The 21,097-nt window shown below is 70.1% G+C and carries 21 protein-coding genes and 3 pseudogenes; 13 read left to right on the top strand and 11 right to left on the bottom strand.

The genetic code is table 11. From position 1 onward, the window contains the following. Positions 1 to 139: 139 nt before the first annotated feature. Together ABN273_RS33200 and ABN273_RS33195 are read left to right on the top strand one after the other, a co-directional pair. A complete protein-coding gene (locus tag ABN273_RS33200) occupies positions 140 to 502 on the top strand; it encodes a hypothetical protein (RefSeq protein ID WP_349453029.1) in 363 nt (120 codons plus the stop codon). 291 nt (positions 503 to 793) lie between these two features. Then, entirely contained in the window at positions 794 to 1,261 is a 468-nt protein-coding gene (locus ABN273_RS33195) for a tautomerase family protein (RefSeq protein ID WP_349453028.1), read from the top strand. Here ABN273_RS33195 and ABN273_RS33190 read toward each other — a convergent pair. Further along, positions 1,220 to 1,792, bottom strand: a complete 573-nt coding sequence (locus ABN273_RS33190; RefSeq protein ID WP_349453027.1) for a TetR/AcrR family transcriptional regulator — start codon at positions 1,790 to 1,792, stop codon at positions 1,220 to 1,222. The two genes, ABN273_RS33195 and ABN273_RS33190, sit on opposite strands and share 42 nt — an antisense overlap. A gap of 26 nt (positions 1,793 to 1,818) precedes the next feature. On the opposite strand from ABN273_RS33190, the gene ABN273_RS33185 reads away from it, so the two are divergent. Next, positions 1,819 to 2,916: a zinc-dependent alcohol dehydrogenase gene (locus ABN273_RS33185; RefSeq protein WP_349453026.1), complete on the top strand. Its 1,098-nt coding sequence runs from the start codon at positions 1,819 to 1,821 to the stop codon at positions 2,914 to 2,916. 337 nt (positions 2,917 to 3,253) lie between these two features. On the opposite strand, the gene ABN273_RS33175 is transcribed toward ABN273_RS33185, so the two are convergent. Next, entirely contained in the window at positions 3,254 to 4,339 is a 1,086-nt protein-coding gene (locus tag ABN273_RS33175; protein WP_349453025.1) for a DUF5937 family protein, read from the bottom strand. A 99-nt stretch (positions 4,340 to 4,438) separates the two neighbouring features. On the opposite strand from ABN273_RS33175, the gene ABN273_RS33170 reads away from it, so the two are divergent. Beyond that, entirely contained in the window at positions 4,439 to 5,680 is a 1,242-nt protein-coding gene (locus ABN273_RS33170; RefSeq protein WP_349453024.1) for an MFS transporter, read from the top strand. 302 nt (positions 5,681 to 5,982) lie between these two features. Further along, a pseudogene (locus tag ABN273_RS59720) lies at positions 5,983 to 6,192 on the top strand (hypothetical protein); the annotation flags it as partial. A gap of 390 nt (positions 6,193 to 6,582) precedes the next feature. On the opposite strand, the gene ABN273_RS33160 reads toward ABN273_RS59720, so the two are convergent. Next, entirely contained in the window at positions 6,583 to 8,148 is a 1,566-nt protein-coding gene (locus ABN273_RS33160; protein ID WP_349453023.1) for a carboxylesterase/lipase family protein, read from the bottom strand. Next, positions 8,145 to 8,366: a hypothetical protein gene (locus tag ABN273_RS33155; RefSeq protein ID WP_349453022.1), complete on the bottom strand. Its 222-nt coding sequence runs from the start codon at positions 8,364 to 8,366 to the stop codon at positions 8,145 to 8,147. Before ABN273_RS33155 ends, ABN273_RS33160 begins: the two co-directional genes overlap by 4 nt. 136 nt (positions 8,367 to 8,502) lie before the next feature. On the opposite strand from ABN273_RS33155, the gene ABN273_RS33150 reads away from it, so the two are divergent. Continuing rightward, entirely contained in the window at positions 8,503 to 9,114 is a 612-nt protein-coding gene (locus ABN273_RS33150) for a TetR/AcrR family transcriptional regulator (RefSeq protein ID WP_349453021.1), read from the top strand. A gap of 103 nt (positions 9,115 to 9,217) precedes the next feature. Here ABN273_RS33150 and ABN273_RS33145 read toward each other — a convergent pair whose 3' ends face one another. Then, positions 9,218 to 10,150 (bottom strand): MerR family transcriptional regulator, encoded by a 933-nt coding sequence (locus ABN273_RS33145; protein ID WP_349453020.1) that lies wholly within the window; start codon positions 10,148 to 10,150, stop codon positions 9,218 to 9,220. Between the two features lie 116 nt (positions 10,151 to 10,266). Here ABN273_RS33145 and ABN273_RS33140 point away from each other — a divergent pair, with 116 nt between their 5' ends. Together ABN273_RS33140 and ABN273_RS33135 are read left to right on the top strand one after the other, a co-directional pair. Continuing rightward, on the top strand, positions 10,267 to 10,650 hold the full coding sequence (locus tag ABN273_RS33140) for a site-specific integrase (protein ID WP_349453019.1): 384 nt from the start codon (positions 10,267 to 10,269) through the stop codon (positions 10,648 to 10,650). 258 nt (positions 10,651 to 10,908) lie between these two features. Then, positions 10,909 to 11,160 carry a hypothetical protein gene (locus tag ABN273_RS33135; RefSeq protein ID WP_349453018.1) on the top strand — a complete coding sequence of 84 codons (252 nt, stop codon included), beginning with the start codon at positions 10,909 to 10,911 and terminating at the stop codon, positions 11,158 to 11,160. Positions 11,161 to 11,197: 37 nt separating this feature from the next. Here ABN273_RS33135 and ABN273_RS33130 read toward each other — a convergent pair whose 3' ends face one another. Together ABN273_RS33130 and ABN273_RS33125 are read right to left on the bottom strand one after the other, a co-directional pair. Next, complete coding sequence (locus tag ABN273_RS33130; protein ID WP_349453017.1) at positions 11,198 to 12,697, bottom strand: alpha/beta hydrolase; 1,500 nt, start codon at positions 12,695 to 12,697, stop codon at positions 11,198 to 11,200. Then, a complete protein-coding gene (locus tag ABN273_RS33125) occupies positions 12,691 to 13,788 on the bottom strand; it encodes a serine hydrolase domain-containing protein (RefSeq protein WP_349453016.1) in 1,098 nt (365 codons plus the stop codon). The genes ABN273_RS33130 and ABN273_RS33125 overlap by 7 nt, the downstream gene beginning before the upstream one ends. Positions 13,789 to 13,930: 142 nt before the next feature. Here ABN273_RS33125 and ABN273_RS33120 point away from each other — a divergent pair, with 142 nt between their 5' ends. Then, positions 13,931 to 15,067: a sensor histidine kinase gene (locus tag ABN273_RS33120; protein ID WP_349453015.1), complete on the top strand. Its 1,137-nt coding sequence runs from the start codon at positions 13,931 to 13,933 to the stop codon at positions 15,065 to 15,067. After that, positions 15,064 to 15,726, top strand: coding sequence for a response regulator transcription factor (locus ABN273_RS33115; RefSeq protein ID WP_349453014.1), 663 nt, complete (start codon positions 15,064 to 15,066; stop codon positions 15,724 to 15,726). Before ABN273_RS33120 ends, ABN273_RS33115 begins: the two co-directional genes overlap by 4 nt. 76 nt (positions 15,727 to 15,802) lie before the next feature. Here ABN273_RS33115 and ABN273_RS33110 read toward each other — a convergent pair whose 3' ends face one another. Beyond that, a complete protein-coding gene (locus ABN273_RS33110; protein WP_349453013.1) occupies positions 15,803 to 16,024 on the bottom strand; it encodes a DUF4158 domain-containing protein in 222 nt (73 codons plus the stop codon). Between the two features lie 190 nt (positions 16,025 to 16,214). On the opposite strand from ABN273_RS33110, the gene ABN273_RS33105 reads away from it, so the two are divergent. Next, entirely contained in the window at positions 16,215 to 16,364 is a 150-nt protein-coding gene (locus ABN273_RS33105; RefSeq protein ID WP_349453012.1) for a hypothetical protein, read from the top strand. 102 nt (positions 16,365 to 16,466) lie between these two features. Here ABN273_RS33105 and ABN273_RS33100 read toward each other — a convergent pair whose 3' ends face one another. Next, positions 16,467 to 17,453, bottom strand: coding sequence for a hypothetical protein (locus tag ABN273_RS33100; RefSeq protein WP_349453011.1), 987 nt, complete (start codon positions 17,451 to 17,453; stop codon positions 16,467 to 16,469). Between the two features lie 274 nt (positions 17,454 to 17,727). On the opposite strand from ABN273_RS33100, the gene ABN273_RS33095 reads away from it, so the two are divergent. Continuing rightward, the gene (locus ABN273_RS33095) at positions 17,728 to 18,411 is read left to right on the top strand and encodes a helix-turn-helix domain-containing protein (RefSeq protein WP_349453009.1); all 684 of its coding nucleotides are present in this window, start codon (positions 17,728 to 17,730) and stop codon (positions 18,409 to 18,411) included. Positions 18,412 to 18,665: 254 nt separating this feature from the next. On the opposite strand, the pseudogene ABN273_RS33090 reads toward ABN273_RS33095, so the two are convergent. Next, positions 18,666 to 19,348: pseudogene (locus ABN273_RS33090) on the bottom strand (Tn3 family transposase); the annotation flags it as partial. Between the two features lie 53 nt (positions 19,349 to 19,401). Between ABN273_RS33090 and ABN273_RS33085 the strand changes: the two are divergent. Continuing rightward, positions 19,402 to 19,584: pseudogene (locus tag ABN273_RS33085) on the top strand (molybdopterin cofactor-binding domain-containing protein); the annotation flags it as partial. A 159-nt stretch (positions 19,585 to 19,743) separates the two neighbouring features. On the opposite strand, the gene ABN273_RS33080 reads toward ABN273_RS33085, so the two are convergent. Then, the gene (locus tag ABN273_RS33080) at positions 19,744 to 21,003 is read right to left on the bottom strand and encodes an ROK family transcriptional regulator (protein WP_349453008.1); all 1,260 of its coding nucleotides are present in this window, start codon (positions 21,001 to 21,003) and stop codon (positions 19,744 to 19,746) included. Between the last annotated feature and the right edge of the window lie 94 nt (positions 21,004 to 21,097).

Genomic DNA, 21,097 nt, shown 5'->3' with positions numbered 1-21,097 from the left:
TGCCGCAGTACTGGGTGGATCAACTGACCCCTCAACAGTCCACCGGCGCCATCGCGGACAGCCCTACTTGCCTCACGTGGCTTACAGACCTTCAAGCGGCTGACCAGCTAGCAGACTCGCCAGAGCGTCCTCGACGGTCGTGAGCAGCTCCGCCAGCTCAGCCGGCGCGAGGCCGATCTGCAGCGCGCGCTGGATGGGCTGGGCCCGGGCCTGCCACGTCGACGACGCCACGCACCGCGCCCGCCACGCCCACCAGCTCGCCCAGCAAGAGCTGGCCGCCCTCCACGGCGAGCGCCGGCGGCGCGCTGGCCTGCCGCTCGACCGCCGCGAGCTCGAACGCGCCGCCCGCGCCGAGCACGCCCGACGCCAGCGCGAGGCTGCCACCCGCGGTGATGACCCCACCCGCCCGATGCCCGGGCTGCAGCGCGAGCGTGAGCGCCGCCAGGCATACCGGCCGCCCCCCAGCCGCGACGTCGACCGCGGGCCCGGCCTCAGCCGCTGAGTCAAATTCGAACGGCTGGCCGCTGGGATCGAGGTTGTGTCGTTTGTACCTGACCGACCCACCGGATCCTGGCGGCCGCGTGTCCGGCCGGCGTATGGACGTCGCAACCGGCCCGAAACCTGCTCCTGACCTGGCGGCGCGAGCGGACAGGTGCTGCTCGGGGACCACTGCGGGCGGCACCGGGGACCCGGCTATTGCCGTCTCCGTCACGATGGCGGTTCAGCTGCTCAGAGTTCTCTATGACGCTCGTTATAGTTGGAATATAACGAGCGTCATAGAAGGAGCAGGCCAATGACCGTCATCACCGTTACCGCACCCGCCGGACGGCTCACCGGCGAGCAGCGTCGCAGGCTGGCCCGCACGCTTACCGACGCTGTCCTGGTGCCTGAGGTCGGCCGGTTCGTCGAGGCCGCCCGGGCGGGCTTCCAGGTGCACTTCGCCGAGTCCGCGCCGGACATGATGGCCATCGGCGGCGCCCTGCTCAGCGACTCGGGAGCCGACGCCATGCACATCGACGTGGCCGTCATGGAGGCCGACTGGGCCCCGGACGTCCGCGCAGACGTGATCACGCGGGTTCTGGCGGCCATGGCTGAGGCGTGCGGGCTGGAACAGGCCCCGCCGGGGTGGTGGGTGAACTTCCGGGTGATCGAGGAGGGCAGCTGGGGCTCGCGGGGCGGCGTGCTGTCGATCCTGGATCTGCTCGACAGCGGCGTCTTCTCAGCCGAGCGAGCCGAGGCGATCCGTAAGCAGCTGCTCTAGCTGGGCCGCGACGTCGTCCAGCGGCTGGATGTCACGCTTGGCCCGGCACATGGCCACCGTGCCCTCCACTGAGGCGACGATCAGGGTGGCCAGCGGTCCGGCGTCCGCGACGCCGTGTTCGCGCAGCGCCTCGACCAGGAGCCTCTCCCAGGCTGCGAAGACGGCGGCAGCGGCGGCGATCGCCTCGGCCTCGCCCTCGGCGGGAGGCTCCTCGACCGCCACGGCCAGCACCGGGCAGCCCGCGCGGAAGTCGCTGTCGAGCACCGTCTGCCGCCACAAGGCCAGGAAGGCGCGCAACCCGGCCACGGGCCCTGCCGCCAGCTCGCCCGCCAGCGCCGTGGACACCAGGTCACCGGCATACCGTACGGCCTCTGCGGCCAGTTGTTGCTTGCCGCGGGGGAAGTAGTGGTAGGTCGAGCCCAGCGGAGCCCCGGAGTGCGCGGCCAGATCGCGGACGGTGCTGCCAGCCAGCCCCCGTCGCCGGATCAGATCGGCCGCCCCCATGACGACCCGATCCCGTGAACTTGCCATATAACGATCGTAATAGCAGGGATAGCATGCGTGAGCTGAGATTCGAGCGCAGCGGCAGACTGGCCTGGCACGAGGCCGCGGAGCCCCGGCTGTGTGAACCCGACGACGTCATCGTCCGCCCCTTCATCGCCGGCCGCTGCGACGGCGACACCGTGCCGATCCACCGCCCCGTATCACGTGTCATGCAGACCGGCCTGGCCCTCGGCCTGATCGACCCGGTCGTGGCGAACATCGTCGGTCCGGTGCCCTTCAAGGGCCCCTTCTCGATCGGCCACGAATGTGTCGCCGAGGTCGTCGAGACCGGACCCGACGTGACCGCCGTGACCATCGGCCAGCGGGTGATCGTGCCGTGGGCGGTCTCCTGCGGCACCTGCCCACGCTGCCTGCGGGGGCTGACCGCCAAGTGCGCCCGCGCTGCCGGCACCCTGGCCGCCTACGGCTTCGGCCCCTCCTGCGGCCCATGGGGCGGGATGATCGCCGACCGGTTCCGCGTGCCGTACGCCAACCACATGCTCGTCCCCGTCCCTGACGGCATCCCCGCGCTGCGCGTGGCTGCCGCCAGTGACAACCTGGCAGACGCCTGGCGAGCCGTCGTGCAGCCACTCCGGGTACGGCCCGGCGGCCGGGTCCTGATCCTCGGCGGCGGCGCCAGGAGCATCGGGCTGTACGCGGCCGGACTGGCGGCCGCCCACGGCGCCGCGGTCGTGGACTACGTGGACCGCAGCCCGCACCGCAGGCAACTCGCCGCCTCCCTCGGCGCCCGCACTCCCGCCCGAGCCGAAGGCGATTACGACGTCGCCGTCGAAGCCACTTCCACGGCTTCGGGGGTACGGCAGGCCATGCGCGCTCTGGCGCCCGGAGGCATCTGCACCGCGGTCGGCTACTACCTGGCGACCGGCACCCGGGTGCCGCTGATGCGTATGTACGTGACCGACGCCACCCTCCACCTGGGCGTCTCCCACACCCGCGCGATCCTGCCCGAGCTGCTGGAATCGATGCGTCGCACCGGCTTCCCCGCCGAACGCGTCACCACGCTGACCGCCGAGTGGGATCAGGCACCCGAGGCGTATCGCGCCCGAACCACCAAGCTCGTGCTGCGGCGCGATCCGCTCAACGGGGATTGAGGACTGATCTTGAGGCTGCTGCACGCGCCGCCAGTCATCGGAGGAAGTAACCGCTGATCTCTTCCGGCGGCGCTTGCCGGGACAGGCCGCGGACGGCACGGTCGAGGTGGCGTTCATGGTGAACGGAACCGCCGAGCGGCTCCGCGTGGACCCACGGACGACGCTGCCCGACACCCTGCGGGAGCGGCTGGAGCTGACCGGCACGTAGAAAGGGCTGCGACTGCGGGCAGTGCGGGGCCTGCACCGTGCACGTGGACGGCGGGCGGGTGCTGTCGTGCCTGACCCTCGTGGCCATGATGGACGGCAGAGGAGCTCGAGCGCGCCCGACCGAAGCTACTCAGCGCAGTACGGCCGTCAGCAGGTCGGCGCCCAGCGCCGTCAGCTCGGGCAGATTGACGGTGTAACGGACGTAACGACCGTGCCGCCGGGCCGTGAGCAGGCCCGCGCGGCGCAGGACAGCGAGGTGGCGGGAAACCTCCGGGGGTGAAAGTTCCCAGGCGTGGGCCAGCTCACCGGTGGTGTGCGGGCCGCGGGCCAGGGTGCGCAGCAGCCGCAGCCGTACCGGATGCGCGAGTGCCTCCAGACGTAGCGTGACCGTTTCCAGCGATACCGGCTCCGATGGACTTGCCTCGGCGACGGGGTACTGCACCACCGGCTGCCACCCGGGCGCGTGGACCACCACCAGGTGCGGGCGGCCGAAGACGCTGGGGAGGAAGGTGACCCCGGTACCGTGGGCGGCGGTCGCATTGTCCTGCAGCTTGTCCACGATGATGCAGTTGCCGTCCGGCGCCAGGGTGACGGCGCTGGAGATTGACGCGAGTGCCGCCCCGATGCCCTGGTGCTTCAGCAGGTCGTTCTTCAGGCGCAGGTCGGTGGCGAGTTGCACGGCGACGCCCGTCCAGGCGGCGTCGAAGAAGGCCTCGGCGCACTGTTCGAGGGTGTGACGCACCCGCGCCCGCACAGCGGCCGGGTCCGCGAGCAGCCGTTCCGCGAAGGCCTCCTGCAGCGCGCCGCGGGCCTGGGCCAGGTCCAGGGCCCGCTCGCGCGCTGTCGCGTCGGTGAGCGGTGACGGCGCGGAGAAGTGGACCCGGTTGCTGCCGCACGTGGTGATGAGCGCGGCGGTCACATAGGTTTCATCGTCGATCCGGTCCACATCGTCCAGCTCCTCGGCGAGGGTCAGCCGAGGACGCGCGGGGACCAGGAAATCGGCTCGTGAGGAACGCCAGAGGAACTCCGCCTCCCTGAGCCGCTCTGCCAGCTCCGGCCGCAGCCCAGCCCAGACGTCCCCGGCCCAGCCGGCGAGCTGCGGGTGATGCCCGGGTTCGGCCAGCACGTGCAGCATCGCGGTCAGCTCGGCCAGCGGGGAGGCGGCGAACCGCACTCGCCCGGACGGCAGGCCGCCGATGTCGATCCTCAACGTCATCCCCTCATCCTCGCTGGTCGGACGGCCGACGACCGCGTCGATTGACGCTCTCCGTCAATCGACACAGTCGGCCCGGCGGCCGAACGCACTGTTGACGCCATGGCAACCACCACCAAGATCCGGCCCCGCGCCCTCGTCCGTGCCTGCGGAGGCCCCCGCTATGCCGTCGCCCTGGCCGTGGACGCGCTCGGCACCGGCCTGTTGCGGCCCTTCCTGCTGCTCTACGGGGTGATGGTGCTGAGGCTGTCCGCGCCGGCCACCGGCATCGCCATGACGGTCGGCGTCGTCGTGGGTCTGGTGTGCATGCCCGCGGTCGGCCGATGGCTGGACCGGGGCGCACGCAGCACGGTCGTGGCAGCGTCGATGCTGGTGCGGGTGCTGGGCGTGGCGCTGCTGCTGGCCACCCCGGCGGGGAACGTCTGGCTGTTCGCGACAGCGGCACTCTTCCTCGGCATCGGCAACCAGGCATGGCCGGCCGCCCATGCGGCCCTCGTGGCCACGGTCGCCCACGGCCGCGAACGCGACGCCGCACTCGCGGCAACCCGCGCCCTGCGCAACGCCGGCCTGGGCGCGGGCGCACTCCTCGCCACCGCGTGCCTGGCGGGCGGCACCACCGCAGTGCAGGCGCTGGCAGCCGTCACCGGGCTCGCATACCTCGCCGCGGCGGCCTTGGCATGGTCGGTCCACGTGCACGCTCATCCGGCCGCTGCCGCGGCCAAGGACAGGGACGACGAGCCCGCACCCCGGATGCGCGCGCTGCTGGCCGCCAACGTGATCTACGTCTTCTGCCTCAACGTTCCCGAAATCGCGCTCCCCCTGGTCCTGGTGACACAGATGCACGCCTCCCCGGTGTGGTCGGCAATCATCTTCGTGGCCAACACGGTGCTGGTGGTCACCCTGCAGGTTCCGGTCACCGTCCTGATGTCCCGCTTCCCCCGGCGGACCGTGCTGGCTCTCGCCGGCGTGGTCCTCACCGCGTCCTACCTCGGCTTCCTCGCGGCCACCTCGCTGGGACACGGTTGGGGTGCCCCGGCCGTCGCCACGGTGTCCGTGGCCTGCACCATCGGCGAGATCATCTATGCCGGCAGCGCCACCGCGCTCGTCACCGCCCTCGCCCCGGCCCATCTCCTGGGACGCGCCCTCGCCCGCTTCCAGCTCTCCACGGGCTTCGGCCTCGCCGTCTCCCCGGCGGTGATCACCGCTCTCGCCTCCCACGGCTCGGCCGCCCTCTGGGGCGGCCTCGCTGGTGCGACGCTCCTGTCCGCCTCCGCCGTCGCCGCCGAGAAGGATCAAGGAACGCGGCTCAGCGATTGCCGCCGCCAGGCGCGAGCAGGCTCGTGAGCTCGGCGATCGCCTCGGGGGACGGCTTGAAGTAGCGGCGGACGTTCTCCGGCTTCTTGCGCCGGGACTTCGCCATCAGCATCAACAGCGAGGCACCCTGTTCGCCGAGATGGGTCAGGGCGGAGTGGCGGTACTCATGCAGGTCCCAGCTCGTGCCCGGTCCGCGCAGGGCGGTGTGCTCGTCGAGCAGGGCGCGGGCCTCGGCGACGCCGGTACTGCTCGACCGCCTGGACCGGTGGTCTCACCGAGAGGCAGGCGCTTGGCCATGTCGAGCCGCACCTCGCCGTAGGGCTGGACATGGCGCCTCCGACGCGGTGATCACCATGGGCTGCGGCGACGCCTGCCCGATCTTCCCCGGCAAGCGCTGTGAGGACTGGACGCTGGATGACGCCCCCGCAACGGCGCGCATATCGGTATTGGCCATCGGATCAAGGGATGATCGTAAGAATCCCGTGTTGACCCGGCGCGGCCCGGGCCGCAACGAGATTCCTGAGTCAACCGCTCCCTGCTAAGGGTGGCGTTTTGTGGTCTTTTGGTGGGTTTCCGGGTTGTAGGGTGTGCCGTCGCGCCAGCAGGCCCAGATGACGCGGATCCAGGCGCGGGCGAGGATGCGGATGGCGTGCGGGTGGCGCTTGCCACGGGCGCGAGCGGCGGCATAGATCTCGGCTGCCCATGTGCTGCTGTGGCGGCTGCTGTCGGCGAAGGTGGTCAGTGCTTGGCGGGGGCGGGCGGGAGCCGGGTGGGGCGGGCGCCCGGACGGCGCTTCTTACTCGGAAGCGGATCCAGGCTCCTGCCCCGCCGCGCTATGCGCAATCTCGGAAGTCACCCCTGGGAGTGTACTTCCGAGATGGCGTTAATCTCGGAAGCTTTCACGCTGAGGCGTCTCGGTCGAGATCCAGCCGTCAGAACCAGAGACCGCAGTGGTGGGCGTTCTTCATGTTGATCGGTTGTACCGACTCCGGAGCGAGGTTGAGCGCGCGGTCGGCGGTGTCGAGACGGGGCCAGGTCGTGCTGCCCGCCCCGTTGGGGTCGCCGGTCCGGACGAACCGGGTCCAGTAGCCGACGATCCGGGCGGCCAGGCGCCGCTGGTCGGTGGTGAGACCTGAGCTATCGGGGAAGTCGAACAGGTAGAAGGTCTCGGCTCCGTGCGCGGTCGCGGGGCGGACATGGACAGGCAGGGACTGTCCGCTGGGGGTGGGCGCGGACGGATCGGCGAAGACGTAGGCGTAGGTGCGCGCTTTCCTGGCGTGCTCACGGCCGGACTTCCAGGAGGGGCAGATCCAGCCGCTGTCGCTGAACACGCGGCTGGCCGCCGCGGTGGGTGAGGGGAAGCGCCGCGCCGGGTAACGTCGCTCGACACGTGGTGCGGTCGGCTCGAAGGCGGTTTTGAGCAGGGCCGGGTACTGGCCGGCCGTGATGCCGTTCGGGTAGACGGCCAGGGTGAACTCGACGTGCTCGTCGCGGGTGTTGCCTTGCAGCAGCGGTATAGCCGCCTGCTTGCCTGCGGCGAAGACCGTGGCCGGCTCTTGCGGGAGGAGGCTGGTGCCGTAGGCGAGTAGCGGGAACTGGGCGGTGTACGGCAGCAGCTCACCGGCGCTCTTGCGGCGCAGGCAGGCCACGTCGGTGCAGGCCAACTGCTCGGCCAGGGCCTGGCCGGCGCCTCGGATCGTGTCGATCGGGTGCCAGGAGGAGATCGCGGGCATGCCCTCGCCCATCGCTCCGGCCGGGTGGCTGGTGCGGCACGATCCACTCTGGACGATCGCCCGGTGGAACAGGCCCCGGGCGGCCGGTGAGGTCATGAGGGTGCAGGTGCTCATCGCGCCGGCCGAGGCTCCGGCGAGGGTGACCCTGCCGGGATCCCCGCCGAACGCGGCGATGTTGGCGCGCACCCAGCGCAGCGCCGCCACCTGGTCCTGCAGGCCGAAGTTACTGCTGTCGCCGAGCTCGGGGTGGGCGAAGAAGCCGAACACGCCGAGCCGGTAGTTGACCATCACGACCACGATGTCTCCGGCCTTGACCAGCCGGGCCGGGTCGTAGATCGAGCCGGCGCCGGTGATGAAACCGCCGCCGGGCGCCCAGACCATGACCGGCCGCCCCTTGCCGGGCCGGACGGGTGTGGTCACCTCCAGGGTCAGGCAGTCTTCGCTCTGCGGGGTGCCCTTCGGCATATCAGGCGCCTCCGGCTGCATGCACGCCGGTCCTGCCTTCGTCGCGTCGCGGGTGCCGGTCCAGGAACTCGCCGGCTGGGGTGGCTGCCAGCGCCGCTCTCCGGTGGGCGAGGCGGCGTACGGGATGCCGCGAAAGCGGCGGACCCCATTCTGATTCGTGCCCTGGACCTTGCCCGACGCCGTCACGACGACTGGGTCGGAGATGTCGTCGGCATGGGCGGGGGTGCCGCCCGCCACGAGCATCCATGCGCTTGCCAGCAGGGCGAGGATCGCGGCCGGTGCTGGTGTGCGGCCGGTCATCGCCCGTGCCCGCTTTGCTTGGCCTTCTTGCTGCCCCAACCGGCCAGAAATGCTCCGGCGATGGCGGCCACCGCGTAACACGCCAGCCACACCGCGAATCCGCCGGGCAGCCATGCGAGCAGCCCGGCGTTGTCGTGGTCGGCGAGCAGCCGGATGGCACCTTGTGCTCCCAGGACCAGCAGCAACATGCCAATGATCAGCATGGTGACGTGCTTCATGTGTGCTTTGTCTCCCATCGCCCCGAAGGGCCGTGACGGCAGGCGTGAACACGCCCTCCACAGGTTGTGGTGCGATCGAACCATAACATCGGTCTTGGTACGATCGCACCACAAACGAGTCGCGAGGACGGATGGCATGCCACGACAGGCGGACCACGACCAGCGCCGCCGCCAGATCGCAGAAGCCGTCTGGCGCCTAGCCACCCGCGGTGGCCTGGAAGACGTCACCCTGAGGCAGGTCGCCGCGGAGGCCGGGGTTTCCGCCCGGCTGCTGCAGTACTACTTCGGCACCCGCGATGAGCTGCTGCTCGGCGCGCTGGAGATCCTCAACGACGATGCCGAGCAGCGGGCCCGCGAACGCCTCGCAAAGCTCGGCGAAGCGCCTGGCATGCACGCGATCGTGCGCGGAGTGCTGTTCGAGCTGCTCCCGCTGGATGAGGAACGGCGCAGCCGGCACCTGGTGTACGCCGCCTACTTCGTCCGCTTCCTGACCGACCCCGCCCTGGCCAAGGTCGCCCAAGACGCACCGCGTGCGCTGGAGAACCTGGTCGCCGGCCTGCTCGTGCAAGGGCAGGAGTCCGGCCAGGTGCTCCTGAACATCAACGCCGCGGCCGAGGCCGCGTTCCTGGTGGCAGGCGCCGAGGGGATGCAGTCGAGCGTTCTGCTGAGGCAGCGGTCCGCCGAGGACGCCGTAGCCATGATCGACCACCAGCTTGCCCGCGTCTTCACCACGACCAACTCTGCATGACCCCACCTCCGCAACCCATCCGCGCCCGTCACCCGCCGAGCCCGCCGCGGTCGGGTGAGGAGCGACTGTGCCCCACCCTGGTGCGGCGCGCGGGTTGTCCGGGTCATCGCTCTCGGTGCAGAGCCATGGTGAACCAGGTGTAAACGGGAGCGAGTGCCGGTGAAACAGGCCACCCATTGATCGTCGCCAGGAGCTGCCAGTAGCGCTCGGCGTGCGGATCGGCGGATATCTGCAGGCGGGCGAGGAGCCAGCGGCGCAGATCGCCGTCGTCAGTACGCTCGAACGCGTCGGCGTAGAGGCTGCCTAGCAAGTCGGTAAGGGGTACGGTGCTGGCGGAGGCTGGGAGGACGCCGGCGGATACGGCTTCGTCGATGCGCGCACGCATCGCTTGGTCGAGACCGTCGTGCACCCTCCTGCCGTCGTGCGGGGAAGGCTCTTGCGCCTGGTCTTCGGCTGCGCGGCGTAGCGCGCTACGAAAGTCTGCGTTCTGGCAGAGTTCGGCGAGTTCCACCCAGGCCTCGACCTGTTCGGGTGAGGGGTCGTCGGGCAGCTCGGGCATGGCCGATCGCATCAGGGTCACGAACTCGGGGTTGGCGTGAAGATCCCTGAAGGCGTCGTCGATGAAGTCGTCTATCAGCCGGCGTCGTTCGGCCTGGGAGAGCGTGGCGAGTCGGTGCATGAGGTCCATCTCCATGGTGGTGGGGTCGCGTCTGGCGAGTGCTCGTAGTACTGCCCGGCGCAGACGGAGGGTTTGGATCTGTACGTCCAGGGCGTCGGCGCATGCTTCCATGACGTCCGGTATGGACGCCTCCTGCTCCAGCACCTTGTGCACGGTCGCCAGGTCGAGCCCGAGATCGCGCAGCGCGCGGGCCAGGCCAAGGCGTGCGAGTGCGTCGAGGCCGTACAGCCGGTAGCCCGCCGGGCTCCGGTCGGTCGGCGGGACAATGCCCTTGTCGGAGTAGAACCGGATGGTTTTCACCGTCAAGCCGGTCCTGCGGGATAGTTCTCCGATGGAATAGAGCATGTCGCTGTCCATGTCCTCAGCTTGACGTCTCCCCCCGCTGGAGACTCAACTGGGGACCAGGACTTCCTGCGAGGGCTGCTCGCAGTGGAGATGCGGCTTCACGTCGCCTCGGCCTCTCCGAGATCGAGGTGGACTTCCATGCCCTCCAGGGGCGCGTTCAGGTCGTAGACGTAATCGCCGAAGCGGCGCACGTTGTCCGGTGTTCCTGGCCGACCGGCGCGCTCCTGCCTCGGGCCGCCGCGCGCCCGCGGCCGCCGACGTCTGCCCCGTCGCCGGACGCGACCGCCTGTCCTACCCGCGCCGAGTACCTGTTCAAGACCGCCTCCGCCGAGCTCGACCCGCACGGCGACGGCTGGACGCTGCATCAGTTGCGCCACTCGGCGTTGACCTACCTGGCCGCCGCCGGCCGCACCACCCCCGAGCTGCAGGCCAAGTCCCGCCACCAGCACCTGGCCAGCCTCGGCCGCTACGTACGGCCTGGGCGAGGAGACCTCCGCCCGCATCACCGCTGAGCACGACCCCGCTGCCCGACGGCGCAAGCACTGACACCAAGGCGCCTTCACCACGCGGTGTGTTTCTGTCGTACTCCGGCCGCACCTGCGCGAGCGCGGCCGGCTGTGAGGCAGATCACATTCGCCGCGTGTCACGTGTGATCGGCGTTGGAACGCGGTGGCCAGCACCACCCAGATGCCGTTTCGGCCTGCTGCCGTGGCCTGCCAGGGTGGCAGCAGGACCAGGTGATCGCGGACGCGCGAGCCTGGCCTGGACTGGTGTTCACCGCCTACGCCCTGGCCTTCGGCGGCCCGCCACTGGCCGGCCGGCTCGCCGGCGGCCGCGCCGGCGAGCTGTTCGGCCGGCGCAGGCTGTTCATTCGTGATGGCCTGCGCGCGCGCCGTCTCCACCCCGCAACCCGGACAGGCGACCGATCCGTCCAGGGTTCGTGCCCGCATCGATCGCTTTCGATGGCCTCACCGTCGCCAACCCCTGAGCACGTCAACAACAAAGATCAGCCGTTGGGTTGACACTTCCGCCGTCGGGTCGACTTCGGCAGCGCTGTGCCTACTGCGGTTGAGCCGTGGCCTCCCTGTTGCAGGTCACGTCGGTCTTGGGGAGCTCCCCTGAGGCCAGGTAGGCGTTGACCGCCTCGGTGACGCAACGGTTGGGGTACATGCCGTAGAGCCCGTGGCGGCGGACGTTCCGCAGCGTGACCATGCGAGAGGCGGGGAGCGCGCGGTGCAGGGCGGCGGCGCCCTCGTACACGGTGCGGGTGTCGCCCGTGGACTGGACGATCATCGCCGGCCGGTTGTTGCGGACCTTGGTGGGCGCCTCCAGGGGCGCTGCCGGCCAGAAGGCGCAGGGGAACACGGTGTTGGCCAGCGGCCCGTACACCGGCTGGGCGGCGCGGCTGCGCTGGATGTTGCGCCAGTACCACTCGGGGTCGCGGGGCGCGGGCGCGTCGCCGCAGAAGACGGCGACGTTCATCGACAGGGCGTTGTCGAGGTCGGCGTCGGGCGGGCTCAGGTACTCCTTCAACGTACCGGACGGTTCGACGTGTTGGCCCTTGGCGGCCCGGTGCAGTTCTCGTACGATGCCGGCCTGCTGTGCGAAGTAGCGGTCGTCGGAGAGGATTCCGGCGAGAATCGAGGGGATGATGTGCTCGTCGGCTCGATGGTCGCCGAGTATCAGCGGCTTGCGGGCGGCCCGCGCGATGATCCCCTCGACCGTCGCGCGCACCTTCCGCCTGGTGCCGCCGAGCCCGTACTCGGCGTCGCGTCCGGCCGTCCAGGAGGCCCAGGCGTCGAGGTAGCGCTCGTTGGCCGCGCCTATGCCGGGAAACGTCCGCACCGGATAGCGGGCCGGGTCGAGCGCGCTGTCGAGCACGACGCGATCGACCTTGGTGGGGAACATCTGGGTGTAGACGGCGCCCAGGTAGGTGCCGTACGAGGTCCCGATGTAGGACAACTTCGGGGCCTTCAGCAAGGTCCGGATCAGATCCATGTCGCGGGCCGTGTTCCGGGTGGTGATGTGAGGCAGAAGGTCGGCGTGCCGCTTCTGGCAGCGCGCCACCTGCTCCTTTTCGTACTTGACGGTGCGCTCGAAGCCCGCGCGGTCCAGCCCGGCCGACCGGAGCCATTCCCCGGCCAGCCGACAGTTGAGCCGGGTACTGCGACCTACTCCGCGCGGGTCCATGCCAATCAGGTCGTACCGCCCGGCGAGTGCGGGGCCCATGGCGGCGGAGGTGAGTAGGGGGCCGTTGAGGCCGCGTCCGCCGGGACCGCCGCCGGTGCCGTGCATCAGGACGCCGATCCGGTCCCCGGAGGTGGCCGCCAGCCGCGAGATCGCCACGGTGATCGTGCGGCCCGCCGGGTCGCGGTAGTCGAGCGGCACGGTGATGTCTGTGCAGCGGGCGCCTGCCTTGGCCAAGTCGGCGTCCTGGCAGGTCTTCCATTGGACGGCCTGGCCGGTGTAGCGGGCCATCGGGCCCGCAGCCGTCTGCCCGGCGGCCGGCACGCCGGCCAGGCCCAGCGTGAGGGCGGCCGCGATCGCGGTGGTCAGCATCTGCAACTCCTCAGGATGGTGGCCGCAGCATCGACGACGTGCTGCGACCCGTTCGGATCGGTGGAGATCTCGTTGACGGTGACGTTGACCGCCAAGCCCCCGTCGGTGACGCCGCCCCTGGTCCGGGTGCCCTCGATCGTCCCGCCGTGGCCCCAGAACGTCCCGCCGCCCGGGAGCGGGAAGCGGATCAGCCCGAGGCCGCATTCCGCTCCCTCGGCGATGTCGGCGGGCACCGTACGGCGCATCTCGGCCAGCTCCGCGGACGGCAGCAGGCGCCCGGCGAGCAGTGCGGTGAAAAAACGATTCAGGTCCTGGCCGGTGGAGACCAGCGCCCCGGCCGTCCCCACGACGGAGGTGTTGATCCACCTCACCTCGGTGTGACCGGGCGGCCTGTACGCGCGGGCGTGTGGCCCCCGCAGGGTCTGCTCGGGGTAGCCGGGCCAGTACGTGTGCCGGAGCGCGAGCGGTCGGATGACCCGGCGGGTGATCTCCTCATCCGCCGGCCGGCCGGTAACGCGCTCGATGAGCAGCCCGGCGACCAGGTAGTTGGTGTTGCAGTACTCCCAGCGCGTTCCCGGAGCGAACGCCGGCGGGTGGCGCAGCGCAGCGGCGACCAGGTCGGCGGCCCGGTAGTGGCCCCGCGAGTGCTCCGTGACGTCGTGGGCGAAGTCGTGAAACCCGCTCTGGTGGCGCAGGACCTGCCGCACGGTCGCGTCGCTGTCGATCTCTGGCAGGTAGCGAGAGATCGGCCGGTCGAGAGCGACGCGCCCCTCGGCGATGAGTTGAAGGACGGCGGTAGCGGTGAACGCCTTGGTGTTGCTGGCGATCCGGATCCGCGCCAGGCGCGGGAAGGGCCGGCCGGTGCGCAGGTCCCCGGCCCCGCTGACGATTTCCACGCTCCGCCCGTCAGGGGTGGTGATGACGGCCTGCGCCCCCGGCAGGCCGTCCCGGGCGACCAGGTCGTGGAGCGTGCGCTGGGCGGGGGTCGTCCGCGACGACGGGCGGGAGGACGGGTGGGCCAACGCCAGAGCGGTGGGTGCTGCCGCCGAAACGGCGAGAAAGCGCCGACGGTCGATCTCGGGTTCTCGCAACGTGCCTCCTTGCGGGCCGGGCCGTCGTTGATCGGGTTCCCGACACTAGGGAGTCACGACGCCCGGGTCCTCATGCTGCGGAACCAACCGCCGCGCGACTTTGGTCGCGTCGCCCCGATCGCACCGTGATAGATCCAGGGGAATGACGAAGCATCCCTTCCGGGCCGACGCCGCACTGGCCGTCGGCTGCTCGGTGTGGCACATCGGGGGCTGGCTGGCGATCGGGCCGGTCCCGTCGACAGGACAGGCGGCGCTCCTGGGCGCGGCGATGTGCCTGCCGACGCTGCCGCTGGCGTGGCGGCGGACCCGCCCGTGGGTCTCCTTCTGCGGGGTCGTGGCCGGGTATTGCGTCTGGTTGTTCACCGTGGGGGCCCACATGACGGGGCAGATCGGGATGATCTTCGTGATGATCTCGCTGTACTCGGCCGCACGGTGGACGGCTCGGCCGCGCAGCCTGGTCGCCGCTGCGATCGTGGGCACCGTGTTGGCCGTTCCGGAACTCGCGCGTACGGCGGCGTCCGGTGCCGCTGTGGCCGAGGTTGTTCTGGAGGGGACGGCGCTGACGGCCTTCCTGTTCGGGATACCCGTGTGCGTGTGGCTGGCCGGGAACGAGCGGCGCCGTGCTCACGAGGACGCGGCGAGACTGCGTGAACTGGCCGAGCGGCTCCGCGCCGGGCGGGAGCTCAACGCCCGCCACGCGGTGCTCACCGAACGAGCCCGCATCGCCGGTGACCTGCACGACGTCGTAGCAGGCCAGGTGAGCGCGATCGCGCTCACCGCCCGTACCGTCGAGGGCAGCGAGCAGGCCCGGCTGATCGCTGCCACCGCCGATCAAGCGCTGGAGGACATGCGGCGCATCATCGGCTTGCTGGCCGACGGCGCCGAGGAGATCGAACCCCGGGCGTCTCTGGCTGACCTGGACCGGCTGATCAAGATTGTGGAGGTGGCTGGATGCCGCGTTACCGGCCCGGCGAGCCTCCCCCAGGGGCTGAGCTCTTCGGTCGAGACGTCCGCGTACCGGATCATTCAGGAGGCGCTCACCAACGTGGTCAAGCACGCCGGGCCGACCGACGTTGAGGTCTGCCTGACCCAGGCGCCGCTGACGATCACCGTCACCAACGGCCCGAGGGCCCACGGGCACGAGGCCGAGAGCGGCTCCGGACTAGGCATGATCGGGCTCAGGGAACGCGCTGCTCTGTATGGCGGCACCCTCGAGGCGGGCCCCCACCGGGACGGCTGGCGGGTCAGGGCCGTCCTGCCCACGGCGGAGCGGACATGATCCGGGTACTCATCGCCGACGACCAGGAGATGGTCCGCAGCGCGCTGCGGATGGTCGTCGACCGCCACGACGACCTGCGCGTGGTGGCGGTGGCCGCCGACGGCGAACAGGCCGTGGCCGCCACGTTCGCCCACCGACCGGACGTGATCGTCATGGACGTGCGGATGCCCCGCGCGACCGGCGTGGAGGCCACCGAACGCGTCCTGCGCCAGTGGCCGCACCCCGAGCCGCGGCCCCGCGTGATCGTGCTCACCACGTTCGACCTGGACGAGTACGTGCACTCCGCGCTCCGGGCTGGCGCGAGCGGGTTCCTGCTCAAGAACACCTCCCCCGACCATCTCGCCGACGCCATCCGCACCGTCGTGCGGGGTGAGGCCATGCTCGCTCCCTCCGTGACGCAACGCCTCATCCGCAGCTTCATCGCCACCCCGCCGCCCGGCGCCGACGATCGGCTGGAACTGCTCACCCGGCGTGAGATGGACGTACTGCTGCTGGTCGCGGAGGGCATGTCGAACGCCGAGATCGGCGCGGAACTCGGCCTGACCGCGGCGACCGTCAAGAGTCGCCTCAACCGGATCTTCGCCCGGCTCGGCGCCACAAACCGCGTGCAGGCCGCCCTGCTCGCCCACAACGCCGGCCTGCTGGACCGGCCGGGTTGACCAGCTCTTCCCGCACTGGCCCGGGCCTCCACGCCGGATTCGCCCGGCAGCCACCCGGGCCCGTTCGGAGTCCTGATCACGTGGCTGGGACAGTGAACATGCCCGTGTTCACCTCGGTGTGGATCGCCGAGGCCATCGAGTCCGACGTGGTGTAGCCGGGCAGCTCACACCGCTCGCGGACCAACGCATTCAACGCCACACTGATCAGATCCGCTGGGTTGTCCTTGCTCTGGGCCTCCCGGCGGATCGCCTCCTCGGCGATCCGCCGGACCCGAGCCGGCTCATAGGTCACCTTCAACCGCTCGCGAACGAACTTGCTGGACGAAGTCTTCCCCGACTCGTTGTCCTACCAACTCGGCACACCACGGCAGGAGACGACGCCCATGATCGAGTCCATTCCGGACCAGAGGATGACCACTGGCGACTCATGAAGCGCCCCGACTTCGATGGAGACCTCAACGGTTGATTCCGGCGGGTTCGTTGGGCTGGTGTTGAGCGTAGTAGAGAGCTTCGAACTCCTCTGGTGGCAGGTGCCCGATCGCTGCGGCGCCTTCGACGAGTTCCTCCGCGAACTCATCGTCGAGGGCCGCGCCACGATCTACCGCCACCTCGATCCCGACAAGCCGGTCTCGGCGTAGAAGGAGCACGGTGTTGCCCCGGTCACCTACTACGCCGGCAAGGCCAAGCTGAGCTTGTTCTTACGAAATCTGGAGCGATCTCGCAAGCGCCAAGGTTAAAGATCAAGTTGGCGGAGCGGTGCGGCGGAGCCGTACCACCACAAAGGCGAGCAGCCCGAGGGCGGCCAGCGCGAAGACCGCGTTGCCCATGAGGTCCACATTCGCGGGCGCTGGGAAACTCGGCGGCTGAGGGAAGCCGTGCCAGGCGTAGGTGACCAGGCCGGCGGCTCCCAGGGCGAACCTGTGCCAGGGTCTCCAGCCCATGCGCCGGGACCAGCGCAGGATGAGCAGCGTCATCGTGGCGTAGAGCACGAGGTAGAAGCCGACCGTGATCCACGCGGGCACGATGGACTCCAGCTTGATCCCCACCAGGGCGAGCAAACTGGGGAGCCAGAACGCCAGCCCGGCCGCGATGGTGATCAGGAAGACGGTCCACGGGCTGGCCGGCGTGGCCGGGAGAAGGGGGCGGCGGAATCGAACGGACAGGAACGCGGCGATGATCAGGGCGACGGCCGCGATCAGCGTCCAGATAATCTGAGCGGCCGACAGCGGGTAAAGAGCCGGACCTGCCAGGGCGATGGGCGCCGCGCCGCCTAGCAGGAACAGGACGGCTGACACAGTGAGGCCGACCTTGCCGAGCCAGGGCGTGTCCGGCCGGCGTGAGCCCGCCTCTACCATCGAGATCGGCACCGCGATGCTCCACACCCCATGGATGGCCAGAACGAGCACGGTCCAGTAGGCGCCGATGCCCAGCGCCGGAATGAACCCATAGTCGAGCAACCGCAACCCGACGTAGTCGGGATCGAACAGCGACCGGGTGAGCAGGCCCTCCTCGATCACGGCATAAGCGAGCCCGAGCAGAATGATCCCCGGCCACCCCAGCCGCCACCGGCGTGCGACCTCACGGATCAACAGCGCGCCACCGCCATAGAGTGGGATCAGCCCGATGATCATCGGCAGGGCGCTGATGGCGACGTTGCCCAGCAGATACTCACCGACCAGCGGCGCGAGAATCAGCAGGCCCAGCGCTGGAAGAATGCGCTTGAACACGTCTGCCCTCACCAGTTGTAGAGCTCTGCGCGCAGGGCGGTGAGCGAAGGGGCGGGATCGAAGGGACAGGCGGGTCCGCGGTCGAGGGACGGAGTGACCGGATCGTCGCGATAGTACGTGTTCGACATGATTGAAAGCTACGTTGCTTTCAGAAATTCCGTCAATCAATCGATACGCATAAGTGCATGTCAAGGGCGATTAATTGATGCGTTGACGATGAAGCTGAATGCAATGAAACGTTGCATTGTGTGGCACCGAACGCAATAGTGGTGTCATGTCAGAAGGAAGGTTGACCCGGCAGGACCGCCAGCGCATCGCGACCGGCCTGGCCGAAGGCCGCTCCTACGCCGAGATCGCCAGGCGACTGGACCGGCCGACCTCGACGATCAGCCGCGAGGTCGGCCGCAACGGCGGCCCCGGCGACTACCGGCCCGAGCGGGCGCACCAGGCGGCAACGCGGCAGGCGCGGCGCGGCACCCCGACCCGTTCGCCCGAGGCCGAACCCCAGGACCGCAAGGTCTTCGAGGTGGAAGAGGGAGCCGTCGAGATGGCGATCGGGATGGGCCTGCCGAAAATGATGGCACGCGTGCTCATCGGCCTGTGGCTGAGCGAGGACGGCAGGCTCACCGCGGCCGAACTGTCGCGCGGGCTGAAAGTCAGTCCCGCCTCGATCTCCATGGCCGTGGGCTACCTGACCCGGCAGGGCCTGATCAGGCGCGAGCGTGATCCGCAGCGACGGCGCGACGTCTACGTGGTCGACGACGACGCCTGGTACCACTCGACGGTGATCAGCTCGCGGCAGACACTCGCGGCGGCGGAGATCACGAAGGCGGCGGGGCAGACGCTCGGGCTCGACACGCCAGTGGGACGCCGCCTGGCCAGGGGCGGTGCGTTCCTGGAGCGGATCAGCCTGGACGCTCTGGCGTCGGCCGAACGCTGGCGTGACCTCCCACCGTGATCAGACCGCAGGGATTGTGCCCCGGATTTCAAGTGCTGTCGTCCGATCGCCCCCTCAACGCCCACGAGGCCCTGTACGACTCCGTAACGAAACTCCCGCACGCAGCGCCACGCCAGCGGCACCATGTAACGAAACTCCGTGCGAGGCTCCCGCATGCGGGCTGACCGTCAGCCAGCCTGCGACGGGACGTCGCCGCCGCTACTGCTCAACCGCCTGCCGAGTTCGCGCGCATCGGACTACGACGCGATCGTGACCTACTCCAGGCTGCCCGGCTGCGCGACATCCCCGCTCAGTGCCAGCCGCTTGGCGACGTCCAGCCGTACCTCGCCGTAGGGCTGGACGTGCTGCCAGAACGGCGGCGTCAGCCCGCGCCGGTCGGCGGGCTTGAGTAGTTTGGCCCACTCCGGATCGGCCAGGACGTCTTGCAGCATCAGGGTGTTGATGTACACGAGCGCGGCCTGCAGGATCCGCAGGCACAAGACGCTCATCTCCAGTTCCTCGCGCCGGTTGGTGGAGATGTCGCCGCCCTTGCCGTAGAAGATCACCGAGTTTGCGCCGTTGGAGGACTCCACCACGTTGAGCCCTTCCTGGATCTCCCGCTGTAGTTCCCGGAGACGGAGGTAGCGGGCGACGAAGATGGTCTTCTGCGCACGGCCGACCTCCAGCATGGCCTGGTAGGTCGGGTGGGAGGCGGATTCGGTGAAGCGGCGCAGGATCGCCTCGGTGGAGGCGGTGCCCCTGTTTGATCGCGGTCGCGTACTTGATCATCTGGTCGTAGTTCTGCCAGTAGATGAGGATGCCGCGACCTCCGTACCGCGAATGCCACTCGGTGAAGATGTTCTGGTCGTAGGCGCACGTGCGTGGAGTCGGAGGCGACGGTGGTCGTGCCCTCGCCCCACAACTCCACGTCCCGGGCGGTGAACGTCGCGTTCGCGATGGCGATCGCGACGCTTGTCGTTCTTGAACACCAGATCCTCCCAAGCGCCGGCGGTGCCGCGACCTAGCGCCGTGGTGGACGCGGGCACGATCGTCAACGCCAGGACGGCCCGCAGCCAGATCGTCGGCGGCATCGTCATGGGGATCGGTCAGGCGCTGCTGGAGGGTCTGCGGATCGAGCCGGAGACGGGCCGGTTCGGCAACGCCACGATGGCCGACTACCTGGTCCCCGCCAACGCCGACATTCCTCCGATAGATGTGGAGTTCCTGGATTATCCAGACACGCTGCTGAGCGATCTCGGCGCCCGCGGCGTCGGCGAGTTCGGCATCGTCGGAGCGGCGGCGGCCGTGGCGGCCTGGGTGGTCGTCAGCGGGGAGACGCCGCGCTTCCGGAGGTCAGCAGACGGTCAGGGTGTTGCGCCACACCTCGTCCAGGGCCATCTGGATCGCGCCGGTGAGCACAGTGCCCTCGGCCAGCTCCGACAATTCCACGCTTGGCGGGGTGAGGGGCAGGTCTTCGAGGTGCCGTGCGATCGCCTCCAGCAAGACCGCGCCGGCTCGGGCGATGCCACCGCCGATCACTATCGCGTGCGGGGACAGCACAAGCACAACGGGCGCGACCGCCTCGGCGAAGACGGCGGCGACCCGGTCGACGACCTCGGCGGCGATCGGATCGCCCCCGGCGGCGGCCGCGAAGACGGCAGCCGCGTCCGTCGCGCGGGCGAGCCCGGACTCCGGATGCTCAGCGGCGCGGCGGCGGGCGAGATCGACGATCGCCTCGGCGCCGATCGCGCGCTCCAACGGCCCACGACCGTCCCCGGCCGCGTCCGGAAGGTGAGCGTCCGGAAGGTGAGCGTCCGGAAGGTGAGCGTCCGGAAGGTGAGCGTCCGGAAGGTGAGCGTTCGGACGGATGAAGCCGATCTCACCTGCCTGGCCCGCCCCCCGATGCAGCCGCCCGTCGATGACGACACCGGCTCCGAGCCGCTCGCCCCACTGGACCGCGAGCAGGGTGCCCGCGCCGGTGCGCTGGTGGGCGGCCGCCAGCGCGGCCAGGTTCGCGTCGTTCTCCACCGTGACCGCGCACCTGAAACGGGCCCGCAGGCGGCCGGCGAGGTCGATCTCCGACCAGCCCGGCACACTCGGGGCGAACAGCACTCTGCCGGTGGTCACCTCGACGATGCCCGGCGTCGCCGCGGTGACCGCCGTGATCTGCTCGGCGGCCAGGCCGGCCGTCGCCAGAGCCGCACCCGTCGCCTCATCGACCGCCTCGAGCAGGTGCCGAGCGCCACGACGACTGACCGCCCGGCGAATCACCGCGAGGCGCTCACCGGCCAGGTCGGCGATCCCCGCCGTCACGGTGTGCGGGCCGACGTCCAGGCCGAGCACGGGCGCCGCACGGCCGTTCAGCGAGAACCGCGTCGCCGGTCTGCCCACCGTGGCGCGTCCGCCGCCTGGCCGCGGTGCGTGCTGCCGCAGCCAGCCGGCGGCCAGCAGGTCCTCCACGGCCTGGGCGACCGTCGGGCGGGTGAGCTCGGTCAGCCGGGTGAGTTCGGCCAACCGCACCGGCTCGGGCGCGCGCCGCCGGACTGCGTCGAGCACCGCGGCCCGGTTCATCCTGCGCAGCACCGGCGTACCCGCCGGCCGTTCCTCCTGCATCCGCGCCCCTCGCTGTCCGTTTCATGAACATCTGTCGCGAGATCTTGACCTTTCGGTCGCCTGCGGCTCAGTATATTTCGCAGAGAGTTTACGA

This window comes from Nonomuraea sp. B19D2 (assembly GCF_040137845.1).
Lineage (GTDB): Bacteria > Actinomycetota > Actinomycetes > Streptosporangiales > Streptosporangiaceae > Nonomuraea.
This window is presented reverse-complemented; position numbering and strand designations above follow the sequence as displayed.